The organism is Burkholderia sp. BCC1638, from assembly GCF_902833195.1.
In the GTDB taxonomy this organism is placed as follows: Bacteria; Pseudomonadota; Gammaproteobacteria; order Burkholderiales; family Burkholderiaceae; genus Burkholderia; species Burkholderia diffusa.
Window position 1 is genome coordinate 18,883 of the sequence record NZ_CADFEC010000019.1, and the last position, 22,651, is coordinate 41,533.

Consider the following 22,651-nt stretch of genomic DNA (forward strand, 5'->3'; position numbering starts at 1 on the left):
ACCACATGATCTATCCGTGGCAGACCGACGACTGGAACCGCCTGCAGCAACTGCGTGCGCAGTGGCCGCATGCGCTGCTGCTGCATGGCCAGGCCGGGATCGGCAAGCTGCAGTTCGCACAGCATCTCGCGCAGGGCTTCCTGTGCGAGGCGCCGCAGCCGAACGGCGAGCCGTGCGGCACCTGCGCGGCCTGCACGTGGTTCGCGCAGGGCAACCATCCGGACTACCGGATCGTGCTGCCCGAGGCGCTCGCGGGCGAGGCGCCGGGCGCCACGGACGACGCGAAGCCGGCCGACGCGGACGAAGGCGGCAAGAAGACGCGCACGCCGAGCAAGGAAATCAAGATCGAGCAGGTGCGTGCGTTGCTCGACTTCTGCGGGGTCGGTTCGCACCGCGGCGGCGCGCGCGTCGTCGTGCTGTACCCGGCCGAGGCGCTGAATGTCGCCGCGTCGAACGCGCTGCTGAAGACGCTGGAGGAGCCGCCGTCCGGCGTCGTGTTCCTGCTGGTGTCGGCGCGCATCGACCGGCTGCTGCCGACCATCATCAGCCGCTGCCGGCAGTGGCCGATGACCGTGCCGGCGCCCGACGCGGCCGCGGCGTGGCTGGCGGCGCAGGGTATCGGCGATGCGCGCGCGCTGCTTGCCGAGGCCGGCGGCGCGCCGCTTGCCGCGCTGGCGCTCGCGAGCGACGAGAACCGCCCGCTGCGCGATTTCACGCTCGGCCAGCTCGCGGCCGGCGCCGCGTGCGATCCGTTCGCGTGCGGCGAGACGCTGCAGAAGCTGCCGGTGCCGCTGGTGCTCGGCTGGCTGCAGCGCTGGCTGTACGATCTGCTCGCGCAGCGGATGGCCGGCGCGCCGCGCTACTTCCCGATGCAGGCGGCCGCGCTCGCGCGGTGCGCGGAAGGCGTCGACGCGAATGCGTTCGCGCGCTTCATGAAGGCCGTGACGCGCCAGCGGACGGTCGAAAACCATCCGCTCAATGCCCGGCTCGTATTCGAGGAACTGTTTTTCGGTTATCGGGAAATGTTCGCGTGAGCGCATATTGTTTCCTTCATGTGAGGAAACGATTGCCGGCGAGCGCATGAGCGCCCGCCAACCGTATTCAGGAACCACGATGTTCGTCGACTCTCACTGCCACATCAATTTCAAGGGTCTCGCCGACCGCCTGCCTGCCGTGCTGGAGAACATGCGCGAGCACGACGTCACGCACGCGCTGTGCGTGTCGGTCGACTTCGAGACGCTGCCCGACGTGCTCGCCATCGCGCAGGCGCACGACAACGTGTACGCTTCGGTCGGCGTGCACCCGGATCACGAGGACGCGCGGGAGCCGACGCTCGCGGAACTGATCGAGCTGGCCGCGCACCCGAAGGTTGTCGCGATCGGCGAGACGGGCCTCGACTACTATCGCCTCGAGGGCCGCTCGATCGCCGACATGGAGTGGCAGCGCGAACGCTTTCGCACGCACATCCGCGCGGCGACCGCGACGATGAAGCCGCTGATCGTCCATACGCGCTCGTCGTCGGAAGACACGCTGCGGATCATGGCCGAGGAGCGCGCGGACGTGCCGGGCGGCGTGATGCACTGCTTCACCGAGCCGTGGCCCGTTGCCGAGCAGGCGCTCGCGCAGAACTTCCATATCTCGCTGTCGGGGATCGTCACGTTCAAGAATGCGACCGACGTGCAGGACGTCGCGCGGCGCGTGCCGCTCGACCGGCTGCTGATCGAAACCGACTCCCCGTACCTCGCGCCGGTGCCGTATCGCGGCAAGCCGAATGAACCTGCGTACGTCAGCCATGTCGGACGCTTTATCGCATCCGAGCGCGGGATTGCCGTCGAGGCGCTCGCCGATGCGACGACACAGAACTTTTTCCGGCTGTTCAAGATCGCCCGCTAACGACGCGCGGCCAGCCGACAACCCAGGGAAGGAGCCCACAACAATGACGAAGCCGACCACATATCTGCCCAAGCGCGCACTCGTCGCCGCCGCGCTCGTCGCGAGCGGCCTCTTCGCCGCCGCCGGCGCGCATGCCGAGTCGCTCGACGCGATCGTCAAGGCGGTCAAGTTCGACGACATCGCCGACATCGGCAAGCAGCTCAAGAGCGGCAAGCTCGATCCGAACACGCTCGCGCCGAACGGCGACCCGATCCTCGTGATCGCCGCGCGCGAGAAGTCCGACAAGGTTGCCGCCGCGATCGCCACGACGCCGAACGTCGACCTGGAGAAGGAAGACAAGGCCGGCGAGAACGCGCTGATGCTCGCATCGCTGAACGGCGACGTCGGGCTCGTCAAGCTGCTGATCGACAAGGGCGCGGAAGTCAGCAAGAAGGGCTGGGCGCCGCTGCACTACGCGGCGACCAACGGCCAGGACGAGGTCGTCAAGATCCTGCTCGACCACGACGCGTATATCGACACCGCATCGCCGAACGGCACGACGCCGCTGATGATGGCCGCGCGCGGGAACCACGCGACGACGGTCAATCTGCTGCTCGACCAGGGTGCCGATCCGCAGGTGAAGAACCAGCTCGGCATCACCGCGCTCGAGTTCGCGAAGCACTACAAGGCGCCGGACGCGATCGACATCCTGAGCAAGCGGACGGTGCGCGTCGGTGCGTCGGCGCCGGCAGATGCCCAAAAGAGTGCAAAATGACGGTTTCGGCGCGGTGGCGCAGCGCCCGGACGGCCGGAATCCGGCCGTCCGCGTGCGTCCGGCCGCCGCGCCGGTCAGCGCAGCAAGCGGCCCCCGGGCCGCATTGACATAAGGAACACCATGTTGCGGGCTATGTTTTGTGCCGCGGCGTTCGCCGTGCCGTTGTCGGCGGCGGCTTTCACGGGCGCGGATCTCGACCGGCTGTGCGCGAAGACGGACGTCAAGTCGCGGGCGTCGTGCGCGGCCTACATCGAAGGCGCCGCCGATGGCGTCTACAACACGATCGACGCGATCGGCGGCACCACGGGGCCGCGCGTCGGGCAGTATTTCTGCCTGCCGCCCGACATCCGGGCGCAGCAGATGACCGATGCGGTGCGCAAGTACATCGCGGAGAACCCAAAGCTGGCCGACTACAACGCGAGCACCGCGGTGTCGCTCGGTCTCGGCAAGGCGTTCCCGTGCAGGGGCGGCAGCTGATCTGACGCCGCGGCCGGGCGCGCGCGTTGCCCGGACGTCGCCGACGCATCCAGGACGAGGCCGCCGCGCCTCATAACCGAAGCATCCCGGGCGCCGATGATTTCAATCGAGGAATTGCAGCGCATCGCCGATGCGCCATTGCATGCGTGGCTCGGCACGCTGGGCGTGTCGGTCATCGTCGTGCTTGTCGTCGTGATCGTGCACCGTGTCGGCGCACGCATCGTCAAGCGCATCGCGCAACCGTATCCGTTGATGAGCGTGATCCTGCGCTACATCGACAAACCGTCGCTCGTCACGCTCGCGCTGCTCGCGCTCGAGTTCCTGTGGATCCAGGCGGACGAAGGCATGTCGTTCGTGGGCGGGATGCGCACCGCGGCCGCGGTCGGCTCCATCGTGTCGCTGACCTGGCTGCTGGTGCGGCTCGCGGCCGGCGTCGGCGACGCGATCATCCAGGCCCATCCGATGGACGCGGCCGACAATCTCCACGCACGACGCGTCCACACGCAGGCCAAGGTGCTCGTGCGAACCGTCATGGTGCTGATTGTGATCATCGGCACCGGCGCCGCGCTGATGACGTTCCCGAACGTGCGCCAGGTCGGGGCGAGCCTGCTGGCGTCGGCCGGCGTCGCGGGGCTGGTTGCCGGCATCGCCGCGCGGCCGGTGCTCGGCAACCTGATCGCCGGGCTGCAGATCGCGCTCACGCAGCCGATCCGGCTCGACGACGTCGTCGTGATCCAGGGCGAGTGGGGCCGCATCGAGGAAATCACGGGCTCGTTCGTGTCGGTGCGGTTGTGGGACCAGCGCCGGCTCGTCGTTCCGCTGCAGTGGATCATCGAAAACCCGTTCACGAACTGGACGCGCAGCAGCTCGGAGATCATCGGCACGGTGTACCTGTCGGTCGACTACCGCACGCCGCTCGCACCGCTGCGCGAGGAACTCGCGCGGCTCGTCCATGCGGCGCCCGAGTGGGACGGCCGCGTGCAGGTGCTGCAGGTGACCGACGCGACCGAGCGCACGATGCAGTTGCGCGCGCTCGTCAGCGCGGCCGACTCGTCGGCGTGCTGGGATCTGCGCTGTCGCGTGCGCGAGGGCTTGATCGCCTACCTGCAGGCGCGTTTTCCGCAATGCCTGCCGCGCAGCCGGATGGAGCTGTATCCGCACGATGCGGCGCTGGACGAGCCGAACCCCGAACGGCCGCACGCGCGGCCGCCCGCCGCCAGCACGGCGGCCAACACCGCGGCCGATCCGAAGGCCACCGAAGGCCGCTGAACGCGTGCCGATACCCGCCGCCATTTCCTTTCCATGACCGCGCTGAACACGCTCGCCATCGCCAACTACCGCTCGCTGCGCGAGCTGATCGTGCCGCTCGCGGCGCTCACCGTCGTCACGGGGCCGAACGGTAGCGGCAAGTCGAGCGTGTACCGCGCGCTGCGGCTGCTCGCCGATACGGCGCAGGGGCGCGTGATTCCGTCGCTCGCGCGCGAAGGCGGATTGCCGTCGACGCTGTGGGCCGGCCCCGAGCGCTTTTCGCGCGCCATGCTGAGCGGCGAAATGCCAGTGACCGGTACGGTGCGCAATGGGCCCGTGAGCCTCAAGCTCGGTTTCGCGGGCGACGATTTCGGTTATGCGATCGATCTCGGCCTGCCGGTCCCGAGTCGTTCGCAGTTCTCGCTCGATCCCGTCGTGAAGCGCGAATGCATCTGGGGCGGCGCGCTGCTGCGCCCGTCGACACTGCTGGTCGACCGGCAGGGCGCGCAGATTCGCGCGCGCACCGGGTCGGGCGACTGGCACACGGTGCCGCAGCCGGTCGCGAGCTTCGACAGCATGATGACCGAGTTCGCCGATCCGGTCGGCGCGCCGGAGATGATCGCGGTGCGCGAGCGGATCCGGTCGTGGCGCTTCTACGACCATTTCCGCACGGATGCGCAGGCGCCGGCCCGGCAGTCGCACATCGGCACCCACACGCCGGTGCTCGCGGACGACGGCGCGGACCTGGCCGCCGCGCTGCAGACGATTCGCGAAATCGGGGATGCCGCCGCGCTCGATGCGGCGATCGACGACGCGTTTCCCGGCGCCTCGATCGACATCGACAACCCGGGCGGCCGCGGCCGCTTCGACGTGCTGATGCGCCAGCCGGGGCTGCTTCGGCCATTGTCGGCCGCCGAGCTGTCGGACGGCACGCTGCGCTATCTGCTGCTCGCGGCCGCGCTGCTGACGCCGCGGCCGCCCGCGCTGATGGTGCTGAATGAACCGGAGACGAGCCTGCACCCCGATCTGCTGCCGGCGCTCGGCCGCCTGATCGCGCAGGCCGCGCAACGTTCGCAGGTGCTGGTCGTGTCGCACGCGGCGCGGCTCATCGCGACGCTCGAACGCGAGGCCGGCTGCGAGTCGCTGGTGCTCGACAAGCAGCTCGGCGCGACCGTGCTCGTCGACGCGGATACGCGCGACCTGCCGCCGTGGAAGTGGCCGTCGCGCTGACGGGCGGGGCGGTGTGCGCGGCCCGCCGGCGACAGGCCGTCGGTCGCCCGCCGCCGGATGCCCGTCGCGCCGGTCCGGCCACCCCGAAGCGGTATGGGCGGCCTGCGGGCGAATGTATCCTGTCTGTAACAACGCCCATAAAATGAAAGCCCGATGCTTCCGGGCATCGGGATCGCGAATAATAATGGGATATTCGGCCGGCGCGATGCCGGCCGCATGCCGCACGCAGCGCGGTGTGCATCTGCCCCCCGTGCCGGCCGACCGAGGACACAGGAGACGTGGACCATGAGAATTGCCCAGATCGCCCCGCTGACCGAATCCGTGCCGCCGAAGCTGTACGGCGGCACGGAACGCGTCGTGTCCTACATCACCGAGGCGCTCGTCGACCTCGGCCATGACGTGACGCTGTTCGCCAGCGGCGATTCGACGACCCGCGCCAAGCTCGAACCGGTGTGGCCGCGCGCGTTGCGGCTCGACTCGTCGATCCGCGATCGCGTCGCTCCGCACATGCTGCTGATGGAGACGGTCGCTCGCCGCGCGAAGGATTTCGACGTGCTCCATTTCCACATGGACTACTACTCGTTTTCGGTTTTCAACCGGCAGGACACGCCGTACGTGACGACGCTGCACGGCCGGCTCGACCTGCCGGAGCAGCAACCGGTGTTCGACACGTTCAACACCGCGCCGGTGATCTCGATCTCGAATTCGCAGCGCCAGCCGCTGCCGCAGGCGAAATGGCTGACGACCGTGTACCACGGGCTGCCCGACGCACTGTACCTGCCGCAGCCCGTCGAGCCGCGCTATCTCGCGTTCCTCGGCCGGATCTCGCCGGAGAAGCGGGTCGACACGGCGATCCGCATCGCACGCCAGTGCGGGCTGCCGATCCGGATCGCAGCGAAGATCGACGCGGCGGACCAGGAATACTTCGAACGCGAGATCAAGCCGCTGTTCGCCCTCCCGCACGTCGAATACATCGGCGAGATCGCCGACCATCAGAAGGCCGAATTCCTGTCGGGCGCGCATGCGCTGCTGTTTCCGATCGACTGGCCGGAGCCGTTCGGGCTGGTGATGATCGAGGCGATGTCGTGCGGCACGCCGGTGATCGCGTTCAATCGCGGCGCGGTGCCGGAGGTGCTGGACGAAGGCGTGTCGGGCTTCATCGTCGAAGACGAGATCAGCGCGGTGGCCGCCGTGAACCGGCTGCACCTGCTGCCGCGCGCACGCGTGCGGCAGCGCTTCGAGGAGCGTTTCACGTCGCGGCGGATGGCGCAGCAGTATGTCGACGTGTACCAGTCGCTGATTCGCGCGCAGAAGCGCTCGCGCTTCAAGGTGATCGATTCGACGACCTGACGCGTCACGCGCGCGGATAAAAAAACGGCGATGCCCGCAAGGACATCGCCGTTTGCACATCGCCCGCGCGCGGTGCGCACGGGCGAGGACGCCTCGGCGTCAGATCTTCAGCTTCGAGACCTTCGTGCCGTTGATCGACACATCGCCCATCAGGCCGGCATTGGTCAGCACGATGACCTGGACCGGCGCGGTGGCCGTGGTCGTGTCGACCGCGCCGTTCGCGCCCATCTTCACGAGCGCGACCGATGCACCGGCACCGGCTGCCCAGCCATCCGAGCCGCGGAATTCGTCGAGCGCTTCCTGCGTCATGAACAGGAACACGATCGCCTTCGACTGCGCGCCGGCCTGCAGGCCGACCGACAGCGACGACGTGTTGTAGTAGCCGACCGTGCTGCCGCCGACGCGCAGCGCGCCGTTGCCCGTCTGGCCGCCGACGATGAAGCCTGCCTGGATCACGTCCGGGAACACGAGCACGCCGCGCGACTTCGCGACGAGTTCGCGCGAACCCTTGACCGTGGAATACATGCGCGACAGCGTTGCATCGACGCTCGAGTCGATCGCCTGACGCTTCGACGCGTTGGTCGCGGCATTGTCGGGCTTGTCGGGGGTGGTGGTGCAACCGGTGAGCGCAAGGCTGCCGACGATGAGCGCAGCGGCGGCTTTCAGCACAAGGTTCCGTTTTTGCATCGTTCTTCTCCATCGGGTGATGTTCGGAGTGAGTCTCGCTCAAGGAGCGGATCACGTCGGCAGTTATATCACAGTGGATTACAACCCCTTTTCATTCGTGCATGAAAAGGCGTCAAATCGTTTTGGGGTGTCGCGGCGCGCCAACGAACGGACCGGCGCGCGTACGGCGATACGTCGCGCGGCCGGCCGGGGACGGCAGGAAAAGGGAAGGGGGCGTTGCTGCGCGTCAGTGCGGCGTGACGGGCGGTGCCGGCGGGGCGGGCGGCTTGATCGGCGGGCGCCGCAGCGCGCGGCGGATCAGCGCGATCACGACCCCGCACGCGAACAGGAACGCGGCCGGCACGACCCAGTAGCCGACGAATGCGTGCCACAGATAACCGGCGAGCGTATTGCGGCGCACCACGTATTCGTCCCGGGCAGCCTGCTGACGTGCCGCGTTGGCGGCCAGCACGTCGGCCGGGCAGCCGGCGGCGCGCGCCGCGTCAGGATCGCCGTGGCACTTCGCGGCGGCGCCTGCCGCCTGCTGTGCATCGGTGAGCTGCCAGGTGGTCAGCGCGAGCTGCAGGTCGGCCTTGTTGTACGCCATTTCCTCGCGGATCTCGCGCACGGCGACGATCGCGACGGGCACGGCCCAGAACACGATCACGATCAGCCAGCGGCGGAACCAGCGGTGTTGTCTCCATGCCATCCATGCCTCCGTTTGACGCGGCGTGCGCGTCCGTCTCGAGGGCGGCCCGATGGCGCTTCTTGTACTTGGGTGGGCCGCGTTGCAGCCATCATAGAAGAAATCGCGGCGAATTGCCGCACCATGTGGCGGCATTCGTACGGCTCGCGGGAGAGTGCGGCGGGAGGGCGGTGGAGCATATGGCGACGGCGGCGATGCCGTCGGCCGGACGGCACGGCGACGCATCCGGCGTCATCGTGCGCGTCGATGCGCATGCAACGAAAAGAAAAATGCCGCGCCCGCCGAAGCGGTGCGCGGCATTCGCGCGGGAGCGCCGGAACTCAGGCGGCCGGCTGGCTGCTCAGGCAACTCTTCATGAACGCCTTGCGGTCGTCGCCCTTCTTGTCGGCGGCCTGGGTGTTGCAGGCCTTCATCTTTTCCTGCTGCGACATCTTCTTCGCGGGCTTGGCCGACAGGCAGTCCTTCATGAACGCCTTGCGTTCGTCGCCCGTCTTGCCGGCGGCCTGGGTGTTACAGGCCTTCATCTTGTCCTGCTGGCTGTTCGCCGCGAAAGCGGGGGAAGCCAGCATGCCGCCGAGAAGCACTGCGGCTACGAGCGATTGGATTTTCATTTCGACACTCCCATGGGGTGAATTGCGTTTTATATCGACGCCGTCACGAAGCCCGGCGCAACGGAACAGGGTCACATCGCGCCGCGCGCTCCGATTATGGCAAATCAATGTGAAAACACCAAAACGGCATTCCTATAACGCGGCGGGCGGCGTGGCCGTTGACGGCGTGCGCTCGCCGGCGATCGGGACAAACCATGACGCGACGCGTTCGGCTCCGGTCTCGCGCACGTGACCTACCGGATGCCCGCCGCGAGCCATTACAATCGCGGCCATGAATACTCCGAACTCCGCAACTTCTTCGTCCGCGCCGGCGCTGCCGCGCATCGCCGTACTCGCCACCGGAGGCACGATCGCCGGCGCCGCGCCGGACGCCGCCAGCACGGCCGGCTATCAGGCCGGCGCGCTCGGCGTCAATTTCCTGCTCGACGCGGTGCCGGCGCTCGCGTCGGTCGCGCGCATCGATGCCGAGCAGGTCGCCAGCATCGACAGCAAGGATCTCGCGCTGCCGCTGTGGAATACGCTCGCCGCGCGCATCGACGCGCTGATGGCCGATCCGGCGATCGACGGCATCGTGATCACCCACGGTACCGACACGCTCGAGGAAACCGCGTACGCGCTGCATCTGGTCGTGACCGGCGACAAGCCGGTCGTGCTGACGGCCGCGATGCGGCCGGCCACCGCGCTGTCGTCCGACGGGCCGCTGAACCTGCTGAACGCGGTGACGGTCGCCGCTCACCCGGCCGCGCGCGGGCAGGGCGTGCTCGTCGCGTTCAACAACCGGATCCACGGCGCGCGCGACGTCGTGAAGACGAGCACTTACGCGGTCGACGCATTCCAGTCGCCGGAACTGGGCGCGCTCGGCTGGGTGCAGGACGGCCGCGTCGAATTCGCGCGCCGCGTGACGCGTTCGCGCGATGCCCACCTGGCGATCGCGGCCACGTGGCCGCCGGTCGAAGTCGTCGCGAGCTATGCGGGCGTGACGCGCACGGCCGTCGACGCGCTCGTCGCGGCCGGCGTGCGCGGCCTCGTCGTCGCGGGCACCGGCAACGGGTCGATCCACGCGACGCTGCAGGCGGCGCTCGCCGATGCGGCGAAAGCGGGTGTCGCCGTGGTGCGTGCGTCGCGCGTCGGCTCGGGGCACGTGATGCGCAACGGCGCCGCGAACGACGACGCGCTCGGTTTCGTGAGCGCCGGGTCGCTGAGCCCGTTCAAGGCACGCGTGCTGCTGATGCTCGCGCTCGCGAACGGCATGATCGGGCGCGACGCGCTGCAACGCGCATTCGACACGCTGTGACCGCTGGCCGCCGATCGGGCGGCGCGCATGAAAAAAAGGCAGGCCGATGGCCTGCCTTTTTTGCGTCAGTGCTGCGCGAATGCTCAGGACTGCGGCGGAATCACGAGCTTCTGGCCCGGATAGATCCGGTCGGGGCTCGACAGCATCGGCTTGTTCGCCTCGAAGATCGCCGGGTACTTGTTCGCGTCGCCGTACACTTCCTTGGCGATCGCCGACAGCGTGTCGCCCGGCTTCACGTCGTGGTACTGAACTTCCGGATCGTCCGGCTGCAGATCGTCGTCGTTGACACCCGCGACGCCTTGCACGTTGCCGGCCGCGACCTTGACCTTCGCCTTCGTGTCGAGGTCGGCGACGCTGCCCGACAGCGTGACGGTGCGCGATGCGCCGTCGAACGCGACCGTCAGGTTCGACGTGTCGAGACCTTGCGTGTTGATGTAGTTCTTGATCGCATCGGCCGCGGTCTGGTTCGCGGCATTCGGATCTTCCGCTGCTTGCGCATCGGCGTGACCCAGCAGTTTTTCACCCGCCTCTTTGATAAACGAAAGAAGACCCATCGCTGCACTCCCTAGGTGGTTGAAAAGAAAACGCGCCGTGAAGTGGCGAAAAAAACACCGCGCTGGGCGCGATCACCGGAGTGAGCGCAGGCGCGGCGGATTTCTCGAAAGGCGTGGCGAAAGTGTAGGCGTTCATCGCGACGATTGCATGAAAAATCGCACGCCCGAACGTAAAGAAGTGTAATACGCGAAATCCGACAGGCGGACACCCGACGACGACGTCTGACCGACCAAGGCTTCCCCGGCGTCGCCGGGTGCCGCTGCGGACCCCACCACGCCGCTCTCAGCCCAGAGCGGCGTTTTTCGCCCCGCCATGCACGCATTTCAGCAATGCGCGGCGGGGCGCCCCATCGTGATGCACGCGCAGGCGCGCATCGATGCGACCGGCCGTAGCCGGATCGCGTGTGTGCGTCACGCGTTCGCCGTTGCAGCGATACGCGCGTCGTTGCGTCGGCGTTACGCGGCCGGCGTCTGGCCGATCTCGAAGTTCGACATGATCTCGAGCGCACGCACGAGTGCCGAGTGATCCCACGCCTTGCCGCCGTGCGATGCGCACACGCTGAACAGCTGCTGCGCGCTCGCCGTGTGCGGCAGCGCGAGGCCGAGCTTGCGTGCGCCGTCGAGCGCGAGGTTCAGGTCCTTCTGGTGCAGCTCGATGCGGAAGCCCGGATCGAACGTGCGCTTCGTCATGCGCGCGCCGTGCACTTCGAGGATGCGCGACGCGGCGAAGCCGCCCATCAGCGCCTGGCGCACGCGCTCCGGATCGGCGCCCGAGCGGGCGGCGAACAGCAGCGCTTCGCCGACCGCTTCGATGTTCAGCGCGACGATGATCTGGTTCGCGACCTTGCAGGTCTGGCCCGCGCCGTTGTCGCCGACGAGCGTGATGTTCTTGCCCATCTTCTCGAACAGCGGCTTCGCGCGCTCGAAGGCTTTCTCCGGGCCGCCGACCATGATCGTCAGCGTCGCTTCGCGGGCGCCGACTTCGCCGCCGGACACCGGCGCGTCGAGGTAGTCGCAGCCGAGCGCATTGATCTGCTTCGCGAATTCCTGCGTGTCGAGCGGCGAGATCGAGCTCATGTCGATCACGAGCTTGCCGGCCGTCAGACCCTTCGCGACGCCGTCGTCGGCGAACAGCACGTTACGCACGTCGGGCGTGTCCGGCACCATCGAGATGATGATGTCGGCGTTCTGCGCGACTTCGGTCGAGTTCGCGACGACCTTCGCGCTGGCGCGCAGGTCGTCGGGAATCGGGAACGCACCGTTCACGACGAGCTGATGATCGCCCTTGAGCAGGTTGCGCGCCATGTGCGCGCCCATGATGCCGAGGCCGATGAAACCGATGGTTGCCATGTGTGAAAGTCTCCTATTGGGGCGTATGTGGGAAAGCCGCGGGAAGGGCGGATCTCAGGCGGCGCGACGCGCCGAGCCCGGTGCGCAGCCGGCGACGCTTTGCAGCCAGCCGAGCCCTTCCGTCGTGGTGGTGCGGGGCTTGTATTCGCAGCCGACGTAGCCGGCGTAGCCGAGCCGGTCGAGCAGCGCGAACAGGAACGCGTAATTGATCTCGCCCGTACCCGGCTCGTTGCGGCCCGGGTTGTCCGCGAGCTGGACGTGGCCGATCAATGCGAGGTTGCGTTCGATCGTCGCGGCCAGTTCGCCTTCCATGCGCTGCATGTGATAGATGTCGTACTGCAGGAACAGGTTGTCCGAGCCGACCGCGCGGATCACGTCGAGCCCTTCGGACGAGCGGTTCAGCGCGAAACCGGGGATGTCGAAGCTGTTGCACGGCTCGACCAGCAGGCGGATGCCTTCGCGCTTCAGCGCGTCGGCGGCGAAGCGCAGGTTATCGACGATCGTGACGAACGTCTTGTCGCGCGCCGTGCTCGCCGACGGAATGCCGACGAGGCAGTTCAGCTGCGGCACCTTCAGCGCCTTCGCGTACTCGATCGCACGGCCAACCCCTTCCTGGAACTCGCCGACGCGATCGGGCAGGCACGCGATGCCGCGCTCGCCCTGGTCCCAGTTGCCGGCGGGCAGGTTGTGCAGCACGAGGCGCAGGCGGTGCGTCTCGAGCCGTTCGGCGAGCTCCTCTTTCGCGTACGGGTACGGGAACAGGAACTCGACGGCGTCGAAGCCCGCGTCCGCGGCCGCCTTGAAGCGGTCGAGGAACGGCACTTCGTTGAACAGCATGGTCAGGTTTGCAGCAAACTTCGGCATGAGCTAAGCCTCTTCGGTCGGTCAGTCAAAAAATGTCGTGCGGATCAGTCGAGCATCGAGATCGCGGTCGGCGCGTGTTCGGCCTTCTCGGCGAGTTCCTCGAACTCGTTGATCGCGTCGATTTCGGTGCCCATCGAGATGTTCGTCACGCGCTCGAGGATCACTTCGACGACGACCGGCACGCTGAACTCTTCCGCGAGCGCCTGCGCCTGCTTCAGCGCCGGTTCGATCTCCTCCGGCTTGAACACGCGCAGCGCCTTGCAGCCGAGGCCTTCGGCGACCGCCACGTGATCGACGCCATAGCCGTTCAGCTCCGGTGCGTTGACGTTGTCGAACGCGAGCTGCACGCAGTAGTCCATGTCGAACGCACGCTGCGCCTGGCGAATCAGGCCGAGGTACGAGTTGTTCACGACGACGTGCACGTACGGCAGCTTGAATTGCGCGCCGGCGGCCAGCTCCTCGATCATGAACTGGAAGTCGTAGTCGCCCGACAGCGCGACGATCGGACGGCGCGGGTCGGCCGCACGCACGCCGAGCGCGGCGGGGATCGTCCAGCCGAGCGGGCCGGCCTGGCCGCAATTGATCCAGTTGCGCGCCTTGAACACGTGCAGGAACTGCGCGGCGGCGATCTGCGACAGGCCGATCGTGCTGACGTAGCACGTGTCGCGGCCGAACACCTTGTTCATTTCTTCGTACACGCGCTGCGGCTTGACCGGCACGTTGTCGAAGTGGGTCTTGCGCTGCAGCGTGCGCTTGCGTTCCTGGCACTCGGACACCCACGCGCTGCGGTCCTTCAGCTTGCCGGCGGCCTTCCATTCCTGCGCGACGGCGACGAACAGCTCCAGCGCGGCCTTCGCATCCGACACGATGCCGAGATCCGGGCCGAACACGCGGCCGATCTGGGTCGGCTCGATGTCGACGTGCACGAACTTGCGGCCCTTCGTGTAGACCTCGACGCTGCCCGTGTGGCGGTTCGCCCAGCGGTTGCCGATGCCGAGCACGAAGTCGGACGCGAGCATCGTCGCGTTGCCGTAGCGGTGCGACGTCTGCAGGCCGACCATGCCAGCCATCAGCGGGTGGTCGTCCGGAATCGCGCCCCACGACATCAGCGTCGGGATTACGGGCACGCCGATCGTTTCGGCGAACTGGACGAGCAGGTCTTCGGCCGCCGCGTTGAGCACGCCGCCGCCCGACACGATCAGCGGCTTGTCAGCGTCGTTGAGCATCGCGAGCGCCTTCTCGATCTGCGCGCGGGTCGCCGCGGGCTTGTAGACCGGCAGCGGTTCGTACGTGTCGATGTCGAATTCGATTTCGGCGAGCTGTACGTCGATCGGCAGGTCGACCAGCACCGGGCCCGGGCGGCCCGAGCGCATCAGATGGAACGCCTGCTGGAACACGCGCGGCACCAGCGCCGGCTCGCGCACGGTGATGGCCCATTTGGTGACGGGCTTCGCGATCGACTCGATGTCGACGGCCTGGAAGTCTTCCTTGTACAGGCGCGCACGCGGTGCCTGGCCCGTGATCGCGAGGATCGGAATCGAGTCGGCCGATGCGGAGTAGAGGCCGGTGATCATGTCGGTGCCGGCGGGGCCCGACGTGCCGATGCACACGCCGATGTTGCCCGGCGCGGCGCGCGTGAAGCCTTCGGCCATGTGCGACGCACCCTCGACGTGGCGGGCCAGCACGTGGCTGATGCCGCCCGACTTGCGCATCGCGGAATAGAACGGGTTGATTGCCGCGCCCGGCACGCCGAATGCGGTCTGGATGCCTTCCTTCTCGAGCACGAGTACGGCTGCGTCGACGGCTCTCATCTTGGCCATGAATGTCTCCTTGAATGTGCGGATCTTGCGAATCGGTCTGTTGGGAACACTTTAGGGACGCAGGAAAGGTTTGATAAGATCAGCCGAAGTCGCTTATTTCGAAACTAAAAGTATGGAATGACGGCCGGACGGGATTTCCCCGCCGGTGTCGGAGCCGGGACGGAGACGGGAGATGGATCGTTTCAAGCAGATCGAGACGTTCGTGCGAGTCGCGGACGCGGGCAGCCTCGCGGCGGCCGCGCTCGAGGAGGGCGTGTCGCCGGTGGTGCTCGGGCGGCGCATCGACGCGCTGGAGAAGCGCCTCGGCGTGAAGCTGATGTACCGCTCGACGCGGCGGCTGGTGGTGAGCGAGGAGGGCGCCGCGTTCCTCGAGCGCTGCCGCGGGCTGCTGTCAGAATGGGACCAGGCCGAGAACGAGCTGGCCGCCGGCCGCCGCGCGGTCAGCGGGCACCTGATCGTGTCCGCGCCGGCCGCGTTCGGCCGCAAGCACGTGGCGCCGCACGCGCCCGGTTTCCTCGTCGACAAGCCGGAAATGCAGCTGTCGTTCAACCTGACCGATCGCGTCGTCGATCTCGTGCGCGAAGGCTACGACCTGTCGATCCGGATCGGCGGCTCGGTCGACCCGAACTTCGTCGCGGTAAAGCTCGCGTCGAACCGGCGTGTCGTGTGTGGCACGCCCGACTATTTCCGCCGCCACGGCCGGCCGAAGTCGCTCGACGACCTGCTCAGGCACAACTGTCTCGCCTTCAACCTGCAGGGGGGCCAGAACCGCGGCTGGTATTTCCAGCGCCACGGCAAGATCGTGACGATGCGGGTGGCCGGCAATCTCGACTGCAACGACGGCGAGCTGCTGCACCGCTGGGTGGCGGAAGGCCTCGGGCTCGGCTGGCGCTCGACCTGGGAAATCGCCGCGCAGCTCGAGACGGGCGAACTCGAGACGGTGCTCGACGAATATGCGCTGCCGGACTACGACATCCTCGCGGTCTATCCGCAGCAACGCTACGTGCCCGCGCGCGTGCGCTACTTCATCGACTACCTGCGCGAAGCGTATGCGCGCCCAGGCTACTGGAGCACCACGCCGTAACGGGCGCGGCAGGTTCCGGCATTTTTTTGCGCATCGTCGGCTGCATGCGGGAATAAACTCGACGCAGCGGCGGTAAGGTCATCGAGTGCGCACGCTGCCGGTCTGTCCGGGCACCGGACGCGGAACGGGCGCGGCTTCGGCCGCCAGGACGAGGGAGGCCATGTGGGGCAAGCCGGACAGGCGGTCGACGAACGGACGGAGGACGACGCGGTCGCGCGCGGCGAGCGGTTTCGCGCGCTCGTGCTGCCGCATCTCGACGCCGCGTACAACCTCGCGCGCTGGCTGAGCGGCAATGCGGGCGACGCGGACGACGTCGTCCAGGACGCGTGCATGCGCGCGCTGCGCTTCGTCGACTCGTGCCGCGGCGACAACGCGCGGCCGTGGCTGCTGACGATCGTGCGCCACACCTGGTACACCGAATGGCGCCGCCGTACCCACGCGCACGAGGTTGCATTGCCGGATACGCTCGACGACACGGAGGTACCCGACGACTGGCAGCCGGCGACCGAGGATCCGCTCGCGCAGTTGCTGCGCGGCGAGAACGTGCGGCTCGTGAATGCGGCGCTCGCGAAGCTGGCGCCCGAATATCGCGAGGTGCTGGTGCTGCGCGAGATGGAGGATTTGAGTTACCGCGAGATCGCGGCGATCGCCGACGTGCCCGTCGGCACCGTGATGTCGCGGCTTGCGCGCGGCCGGCGCAGGCTCGCCGCGCTGCTGGGCGACACGGCGGCGCCGGCGTCGACGTCCAAACCCGCGCCGGGACGCGCGTCGGCAAGCGGAACCGCATCGGAGGCGATCGATGGACTGTAACGAAGCGCGAGCGTTGCTGGACGCGGACGTCGACCGCGAGCTGTCGGCGCCCGATGCATTGCGCATCCAGCGGCATGTCGAAGGGTGCGACGCGTGCCGCCGCGAACGCGAACGAATCGTCGCGCTGGGGCGGATCGTGCGGCAGGCCGACTATCATCGCGCGCCGAATGCGCTGCGGGCGAGCATCCTCGCGGGGCTGCCGGCGGCGGGCGGCGCGGGAGAGCGCAGCCAGGCCCACGCGGCACCGGGGCCTGACGTGGCGGCGCGGCCGCGGCCTCGACCGAACGGTCGCCGCTGGTTTTCATGGCTGACCGGGCGCGGCGAGCCGGCTCGCCCGGCGCCTGCCGGGCCGGGGCCGCGTGTCCCGGCGCTGCCGGGACTCGGCTGGGGCATGGCGCTGGTGATCGCGCTGGCCGCGGCCGCCGGGATGGTGGTGTCCACGCGCCACGCCGAAACCGGCCAGACGGTCGACGAACTGGTCGCGAGTCACGTTCGGGCCGGCCTGTCGGCGCGCGACATCGACGTGATCTCGACCGACCGGCATACGGTCAAGCCGTGGTTCAACGGCCGACTCGACTATGCGCCGCCGGTCGAGGACCTGTCGGCGAGCGGTTTTCCGTTGGCCGGCGGGCGGCTCGACTACGTCGGGCGGCGCCGCGTCGCAGTGCTCGTCTACCGGTATCGGCAGCACGTGATCGACGTGTACGTGTGGCCGGCCGGCGTCGGGCGGCAGGCTGCGCCGTATGCGGCCGTGTCGCAGGGTTACGCGCTCGACCGCTGGGATGCGGCCGGGATGACTTGGTGGGCCTTGACCGACGCCGAGCCGTCGGCGCTGGACGCGTTCAGGGCGGCGCTCGACGCGCGGCTGGGCGGGGCGCGCAGCGAGTGACGGCAGGCCGCGTCGCCGGACACGTCATCCCGTGCGCGATGCTCCGTCCCCGGTTCATGAACAGGCGCGGCGACGGCCTTTTCGGCTGCCGGCGCCGTTCAAGTCTTTGAAAACATGGCCGAATCCGGTCGGAAATCGTCGATCGGTGTTGCATGCGCCCCGTATCCGGGTTAGAATCTTCGGCTTCTCACTTGCCACACCGGTTCAGACGCCCGGGTGGCTTTAATCCACAAGGAGTGTGTAATGCGTCATTACGAAATCGTATTCATCGTGCACCCCGATCAGAGCGAGCAAGTGCCCGCGATGATCGAGCGTTACAAGACCACGATCACGACGCACGGCGGCCAGATCCACCGTGTCGAAGACTGGGGCCGTCGCCAGCTGGCCTACATGATCGAGAAACTCGCGAAGGCTCACTACGTCTGCATGAACATCGAGTGCGACCAGACGACGCTCGACGAACTCGAACACGCGTTCAAGTTCAACGACGCCGTGCTGCGTCACCTCATCGTCAAGATGAAGAAGGCCGAGACCGGCCCGTCGCCGATGATGAAGGAAGTTCAGCGCGAAGAAGCCAAGAAGGCGGCTGCAGCTCAGCCGACCGAAGCGCAGGCTTAAGTTCGTCACTCATTAAGCCATCAAGGAGCGCGCCACTCACGTGAACAGGTTGCAATTGACGGCGAGCGTCGTCGAACGCGCACCGGTGCGATATACGCCGGCAGGTGTTCCGATCGCAAGCGCCACGTTGCATCACCGCACGGAAGTCGTCGAAGCAGGCATTCCCCGTCAGGTCGAAATGACGATCGAGGCGGTGGCGGCCGGTGAGGCGAGCGGCAAGCTGGAAAGTCGTGAGATGGGCGTCGAAACGCTGTTCACGGGCTTTCTGGCAAAGAAGAGCCGCAACGCGAGAACCTTGGTGTTTCACATCACTGCATTGCAGGACATAGGAAAGGACTGAAATCATGGCCCGCCCGACTGGTAAGAAATTCGACAAGCGTCGTCAGCAACAAAACCCGCTCTTCAAGCGCAAGAAGTTCTGCCGTTTCACGGCTGCCGGCGTCGAGCAGATCGACTACAAGGACACGGAAACGCTGAAGGACTTCATCGGCGAAAACGGCAAGATCACGCCGGCTCGTCTGACGGGTACGAAGGCGCACTATCAGCGTCAGCTGGACACGGCAATCAAGCGTGCGCGTTTCCTCGCGCTGCTGCCGTACACCGATCAGCACAAGGCGTAATCAGGCGACGCAATAAGGAGAATTCGAATGCAAATCATTCTGTTGGAAAAAGTCGCCAATCTGGGCAACCTGGGCGATATCGTCAAGGTCAAGGACGGTTACGCTCGCAACTTCCTGATCCCGAACCGCAAGGCTCGCCGTGCAACGAAGGAAGCGATCGCCGAATTCGAAGTTCGCCGCGCTGAACTCGAAAAGATCGCCGCTGAAAAGCTGGCGGCATCGCAGGCAGTCGGCGAGAAGCTGAACGGCCAGTCGTTCGAAATCACGCAGAAGTCGGGCGTTGACGGCCGTCTGTTCGGCTCGGTCACGAACGGCGACGTCGCGGAACTGCTGAAGAAGGCAGGTTTCGAAGTCGAGAAGCTGCAAGTTCGTATGCCGGAAGGCCCGCTGAAGATGATCGGCGAGCACAACGTTCAGGTCGCGCTGCACACGGACGTCGTCGTCGACGTCACGGTCAACGTGATCGGCGACCACGCGTAAGCGTATGCAAGCTTTCCGGGCGGCTTCCGCCGTCCGGACAAGGGCAGGCGCCCGGGCAACCGGGGCCTGCCTTTTTTATTGCCCGATCGCCGGAGCGGTAGCGCTGCCGCGATCAATTCGCGATAATCCCAACCCATGAACGCGCCGCAAGATCCTCAAATCGAATCGCTGAAAGTCCCGCCGCATTCGGTCGAAGCCGAGCAGTCGGTGCTCGGCGGCCTGTTGCTCGACAACGCGGCATGGGACCGGATTGCCGACTTCCTGTCGCAGGGCGACTTCTATCGCTACGACCATCGGATCATCTACGAGCACATCGGCCGGTTGATCGCGTCGACGCGCCCGGCCGACGTCGTGACCGTGTACGAAGCGCTGACCACGTCCGGCAAGGCCGACGACGTCGGCGGCCTCGCGTACCTGAACGCACTCGCGCAGAATACGCCGAGCGCCGCGAACATCCGTCGCTACGCGGAAATCGTGCGCGACCGCGCGGTGCTGCGTCGGCTCGTGTCGGTCGCCGACGAAATCTCGGCCGACGCGTTCAATCCGCAGGGCAAGGAAGTTCGCCAGCTGCTCGACGAGGCCGAATCGAAGGTGTTCTCGATCGCCGAAGAGGGCGCGCGCGGCAACCAGGGCTTTCTCGAGATCGGCCCGCTGCTCACGCAGGTCGTCGAGCGCATCGACACGCTGTATCACACCGCGAACCCGAGCGACGTCACGGGCACGCCGACGGGCTTCGTCGACCTCGACCGGATGACGTCCGGGATGCACGGCGGCGAACTGATCATCGTCGCAGGGCGGCCGTCGATGGGTAAGACCGCATTTTCGATGAACATCGGCGAATACGTCGCGGTCGAGTACGGGTTGCCGGTCGCGGTGTTCTCGATGGAAATGCCGGGCACGCAGCTTGTGATGCGTATGCTCGGTTCGATCGGCCGGCTCGACCAGCACCGGATGCGTACCGGCCGGCTGACGGACGAAGACTGGCCGAAGCTGACGCACGCGGTGCAGAAGATGAGCGAGGCGCAGCTCTTCATCGACGAGACGGGCGGCCTGAACCCGATGGAATTGCGCTCGCGCGCGCGGCGTCTGGCCCGCCAGTGCGGCAAGCTCGGTCTGATCATCGTCGACTACCTGCAGCTGATGTCGGGCTCGTCGCAGGGCGAGAACCGCGCGACCGAAATCTCGGAAATCTCGCGATCGCTGAAGAGTCTGGCCAAGGAGCTGGATGTACCGGTGATCGCGCTGTCGCAGTTGAACCGCGGGCTGGAACAGCGTCCGAACAAGCGCCCGGTGATGTCCGATTTGCGTGAATCGGGCGCAATCGAACAGGACGCGGACGTGATCCTGTTCATCTATCGTGACGAGGTCTACAATCCGGACAGCCCGGACAAGGGTACGGCCGAAATCATCATCGGCAAGCAGCGTAACGGCCCGATCGGACCCGTTCGGCTCACGTTCCTGGGCCAATACACGAAGTTCGACAACTTTGCGGGGGCGCAGAACTTCTACGGCGAGTAACACTTCTTCACCAGATGTAAACCGTTATTTCACCAAGCGTTGTATCCAATCCCGGCGCGCGCATATGCGCGCGTCGCGTCGCAACCGAAAACGGTACAATATCGCCCGTTTTCGTGACAGTCGTTTGACAATCTCTCAGGAATCCCATGTTCGGTCGATTCATGCCCACCGAGGGCAAGTTCTTTGAACTCTTCAACGCGCACGCGAAGCACATCGTTTCCGGTGGCCGCGAGCTCGAACTGCTGATCGACAATCTCGCCGACGCCGAGATTCACAAGCAAAACGTGCAGACCGCCGAGAAGGCCGCTGACAAGCTGACGCATGAAGCGATCGATCTGCTGCACAAGACCTTCATCACGCCGCTCGATCGCGACGAGATCCACAAGTTGATCACGACGATGGACGACATCCTCGACCTGATGGAGGACGTCGCGACGGCCGTATCGCTGTACGACGTGCAATCCGTCACGTCCGAGGCGAGCCAGCTCGCGCACATCGTCACGCAGTCGGCGCAGCACGTGCAGCAGGCCGTCGGATTGCTGTCCGACATGAAGCAGTCGGCGCAGATCCTCAAGCAGTGCGAGGAGATCGACCGCTGGGAGTCGGAGGCCGATCGCGTGCTGCGCGCGGCAATGTCGAAGCTGTTCCGCGAGGAAGACGACGTGAAGACGCTCATCAAGCTGAAGGCGATCTACGAACTGCTCGAGGAGATCACCGACAAGTGCGAGGACGTCGCGAACATCATCGAAGGCATCGTGCTGGAAAACGCCTGAGCGGATCACGATGCATTCGATACAACTCGCCCTATGGATGGTCGCGACGCTCGTGCTCGTCGCGCTCGTATTCGATTTCATGAACGGCTTTCACGACGCGGCGAACTCGATCGCCACCGTCGTGTCGACCGGGGTGCTGAAACCCCAGCAGGCCGTGGTGTTCGCGGCCGCGTTCAACGTCATCGCGTATTTCATCTTCCACCTGAAAGTCGCGCAGACGGTCGGTAAAGGCACGATCGATCCCGAGATCGTCGACCACTATGTCGTGTTCGGCGCGCTGGTCGGTGCGATCGGCTGGAACGTGATCACGTGGTATTACGGGATTCCGTCGAGCTCGTCACATGCGCTGATCGGCGGCCTCGTCGGCTCCGCGCTCGCGAAGTCCGGCTGGAGCTCGCTGAACATCGACGGCCTGATGAAGACCGTCGCGTTCATCTTCATCTCGCCGCTGCTTGGCTTCATCCTCGGTTCGCTGTTCATGCTCGGCGTGTCGTGGCTGTATTTCCGTACCGCACCCAGCAAGGTCGACCGGCGCTTCCGCCGGCTCCAGCTGCTGTCGGCCGGTCTGTACAGCCTCGGTCACGGCGGCAACGACGCCCAGAAGACGATCGGTATCATCTGGATGCTGCTGATCGCGTCGGGCTATGCGTCGGCGACGTCCGACGCGCCGCCCGCGTGGGTGATCGGCGCGTGCTACCTGTCGATGGGTCTCGGCACGCTGTTCGGCGGCTGGCGCATCGTCCGCACGATGGGCCAGAAGATCACGAAGCTCAAGCCGGTCGGCGGTTTCTGTGCCGAAAGCGGCGGGGCGATCACGCTGTTCATCGCGTCGTTCCTCGGCATTCCGGTGTCGACCACGCACACGATCACCGGTGCGATCGTCGGCGTCGGCGCGACGCAGAAGCTGTCGGCCGTGCGCTGGGGCGTTGCCGGCAATATCGTGTGGGCCTGGGTGCTGACGATTCCGGCGTCCGCGCTGATCGCCGCGGGCGGATGGTGGGTCGGGCATCAGATCTTCTGATTCCGACGCTCACTGACGACG

Annotated in this window: 25 protein-coding genes; 18 read left to right on the plus strand and 7 right to left on the minus strand. The window is 66.7% G+C overall.

Going from position 1 to position 22,651, the window contains the following annotated elements; translation table 11 throughout:
- Nucleotides 1–5: 5 nt before the first annotated feature.
- From HWX22_RS21220 to HWX22_RS21250, 7 genes are all read left to right on the plus strand, one after another.
- Nucleotides 6–1,034 carry a DNA polymerase III subunit delta' gene (locus tag HWX22_RS21220; RefSeq protein ID WP_175916342.1) on the plus strand — a complete coding sequence of 343 codons (1,029 nt, stop codon included), beginning with the start codon at nt 6–8 and terminating at the stop codon, nt 1,032–1,034.
- 79 nt (nt 1,035–1,113) lie between these two features.
- The gene (locus HWX22_RS21225; protein ID WP_059529764.1) at nt 1,114–1,893 is read left to right on the plus strand and encodes a TatD family hydrolase; all 780 of its coding nucleotides are present in this window, start codon (nt 1,114–1,116) and stop codon (nt 1,891–1,893) included.
- A 43-nt stretch (nt 1,894–1,936) separates the two neighbouring features.
- On the plus strand, nt 1,937–2,647 hold the full coding sequence (locus HWX22_RS21230) for an ankyrin repeat domain-containing protein (protein ID WP_059817616.1): 711 nt from the start codon (nt 1,937–1,939) through the stop codon (nt 2,645–2,647).
- 120 nt (nt 2,648–2,767) lie between these two features.
- Complete coding sequence (locus HWX22_RS21235) at nt 2,768–3,124, plus strand: Rap1a/Tai family immunity protein (protein WP_006755340.1); 357 nt, start codon at nt 2,768–2,770, stop codon at nt 3,122–3,124.
- Nucleotides 3,125–3,220: 96 nt separating this feature from the next.
- Nucleotides 3,221–4,393: a mechanosensitive ion channel domain-containing protein gene (locus HWX22_RS21240; protein WP_059529770.1), complete on the plus strand. Its 1,173-nt coding sequence runs from the start codon at nt 3,221–3,223 to the stop codon at nt 4,391–4,393.
- Nucleotides 4,394–4,426: 33 nt separating this feature from the next.
- Nucleotides 4,427–5,602, plus strand: a complete 1,176-nt coding sequence (locus tag HWX22_RS21245) for an AAA family ATPase (protein WP_059817612.1) — start codon at nt 4,427–4,429, stop codon at nt 5,600–5,602.
- A gap of 285 nt (nt 5,603–5,887) precedes the next feature.
- Complete coding sequence (locus HWX22_RS21250) at nt 5,888–6,952, plus strand: glycosyltransferase family 4 protein (RefSeq protein WP_175916343.1); 1,065 nt, start codon at nt 5,888–5,890, stop codon at nt 6,950–6,952.
- A gap of 99 nt (nt 6,953–7,051) precedes the next feature.
- Here the strand turns inward: HWX22_RS21250 and HWX22_RS21255 are convergent, their stop codons facing one another.
- The 3 genes from HWX22_RS21255 to HWX22_RS21265 form a co-directional block, all read right to left on the minus strand.
- Nucleotides 7,052–7,639: a YSC84-related protein gene (locus HWX22_RS21255; RefSeq protein ID WP_059817611.1), complete on the minus strand. Its 588-nt coding sequence runs from the start codon at nt 7,637–7,639 to the stop codon at nt 7,052–7,054.
- Nucleotides 7,640–7,865: 226 nt separating this feature from the next.
- Nucleotides 7,866–8,327 carry a hypothetical protein gene (locus HWX22_RS21260; RefSeq protein ID WP_059464355.1) on the minus strand — a complete coding sequence of 154 codons (462 nt, stop codon included), beginning with the start codon at nt 8,325–8,327 and terminating at the stop codon, nt 7,866–7,868.
- A 317-nt stretch (nt 8,328–8,644) separates the two neighbouring features.
- The gene (locus HWX22_RS21265) at nt 8,645–8,935 is read right to left on the minus strand and encodes a PsiF family protein (RefSeq protein ID WP_044843641.1); all 291 of its coding nucleotides are present in this window, start codon (nt 8,933–8,935) and stop codon (nt 8,645–8,647) included.
- Between the two features lie 271 nt (nt 8,936–9,206).
- Between HWX22_RS21265 and HWX22_RS21270 the strand changes: the two genes are divergently transcribed.
- Nucleotides 9,207–10,229: an asparaginase gene (locus tag HWX22_RS21270; protein ID WP_175916344.1), complete on the plus strand. Its 1,023-nt coding sequence runs from the start codon at nt 9,207–9,209 to the stop codon at nt 10,227–10,229.
- A gap of 83 nt (nt 10,230–10,312) precedes the next feature.
- On the opposite strand, the gene lysM is transcribed toward HWX22_RS21270, so the two are convergent.
- The 4 genes from lysM to gcl all read right to left on the minus strand — a co-directional run bounded on the left by lysM (nt 10,313) and on the right by gcl (nt 14,817).
- A complete protein-coding gene (gene lysM / locus HWX22_RS21275) occupies nt 10,313–10,783 on the minus strand; it encodes a peptidoglycan-binding protein LysM (RefSeq protein WP_021162125.1) in 471 nt (156 codons plus the stop codon).
- A 456-nt stretch (nt 10,784–11,239) separates the two neighbouring features.
- Nucleotides 11,240–12,133 (minus strand): 2-hydroxy-3-oxopropionate reductase, encoded by an 894-nt coding sequence (locus HWX22_RS21280; protein WP_059693297.1) that lies wholly within the window; start codon nt 12,131–12,133, stop codon nt 11,240–11,242.
- Between the two features lie 54 nt (nt 12,134–12,187).
- The gene (gene hyi, locus HWX22_RS21285; protein ID WP_175916345.1) at nt 12,188–12,997 is read right to left on the minus strand and encodes a hydroxypyruvate isomerase; all 810 of its coding nucleotides are present in this window, start codon (nt 12,995–12,997) and stop codon (nt 12,188–12,190) included.
- A 44-nt stretch (nt 12,998–13,041) separates the two neighbouring features.
- Nucleotides 13,042–14,817 (minus strand): glyoxylate carboligase, encoded by a 1,776-nt coding sequence (gcl, locus tag HWX22_RS21290; RefSeq protein ID WP_175916346.1) that lies wholly within the window; start codon nt 14,815–14,817, stop codon nt 13,042–13,044.
- A gap of 172 nt (nt 14,818–14,989) precedes the next feature.
- Between gcl and HWX22_RS21295 the strand changes: the two genes are divergently transcribed.
- The 10 genes from HWX22_RS21295 (at nt 14,990) to HWX22_RS21340 (ending at nt 22,630) form a co-directional block, all read left to right on the plus strand.
- A complete protein-coding gene (locus tag HWX22_RS21295) occupies nt 14,990–15,901 on the plus strand; it encodes a LysR family transcriptional regulator (RefSeq protein ID WP_059817602.1) in 912 nt (303 codons plus the stop codon).
- 162 nt (nt 15,902–16,063) lie between these two features.
- Entirely contained in the window at nt 16,064–16,711 is a 648-nt protein-coding gene (locus HWX22_RS21300; protein ID WP_059817600.1) for an RNA polymerase sigma factor, read from the plus strand.
- On the plus strand, nt 16,701–17,600 hold the full coding sequence (locus HWX22_RS21305) for a zf-HC2 domain-containing protein (protein ID WP_175916347.1): 900 nt from the start codon (nt 16,701–16,703) through the stop codon (nt 17,598–17,600). Before HWX22_RS21300 ends, HWX22_RS21305 begins: the two co-directional genes overlap by 11 nt.
- Before the next feature lie 243 nt (nt 17,601–17,843).
- Nucleotides 17,844–18,218 carry a 30S ribosomal protein S6 gene (rpsF, locus tag HWX22_RS21310; protein ID WP_006755436.1) on the plus strand — a complete coding sequence of 125 codons (375 nt, stop codon included), beginning with the start codon at nt 17,844–17,846 and terminating at the stop codon, nt 18,216–18,218.
- A gap of 40 nt (nt 18,219–18,258) precedes the next feature.
- On the plus strand, nt 18,259–18,558 hold the full coding sequence (gene priB, locus HWX22_RS21315) for a primosomal replication protein N (RefSeq protein WP_006486250.1): 300 nt from the start codon (nt 18,259–18,261) through the stop codon (nt 18,556–18,558).
- 4 nt (nt 18,559–18,562) lie between these two features.
- Complete coding sequence (gene rpsR, locus HWX22_RS21320; protein ID WP_004193360.1) at nt 18,563–18,838, plus strand: 30S ribosomal protein S18; 276 nt, start codon at nt 18,563–18,565, stop codon at nt 18,836–18,838.
- Nucleotides 18,839–18,865: 27 nt separating this feature from the next.
- Entirely contained in the window at nt 18,866–19,318 is a 453-nt protein-coding gene (rplI, locus tag HWX22_RS21325; RefSeq protein WP_047900882.1) for a 50S ribosomal protein L9, read from the plus strand.
- Between the two features lie 135 nt (nt 19,319–19,453).
- Nucleotides 19,454–20,836, plus strand: a complete 1,383-nt coding sequence (locus tag HWX22_RS21330) for a replicative DNA helicase (protein ID WP_044847233.1) — start codon at nt 19,454–19,456, stop codon at nt 20,834–20,836.
- A gap of 146 nt (nt 20,837–20,982) precedes the next feature.
- Nucleotides 20,983–21,609, plus strand: coding sequence for a DUF47 domain-containing protein (locus HWX22_RS21335; RefSeq protein WP_044847234.1), 627 nt, complete (start codon nt 20,983–20,985; stop codon nt 21,607–21,609).
- Between the two features lie 10 nt (nt 21,610–21,619).
- Entirely contained in the window at nt 21,620–22,630 is a 1,011-nt protein-coding gene (locus HWX22_RS21340) for an inorganic phosphate transporter (RefSeq protein WP_059449911.1), read from the plus strand.
- Nucleotides 22,631–22,651: the final 21 nt, after the last annotated feature.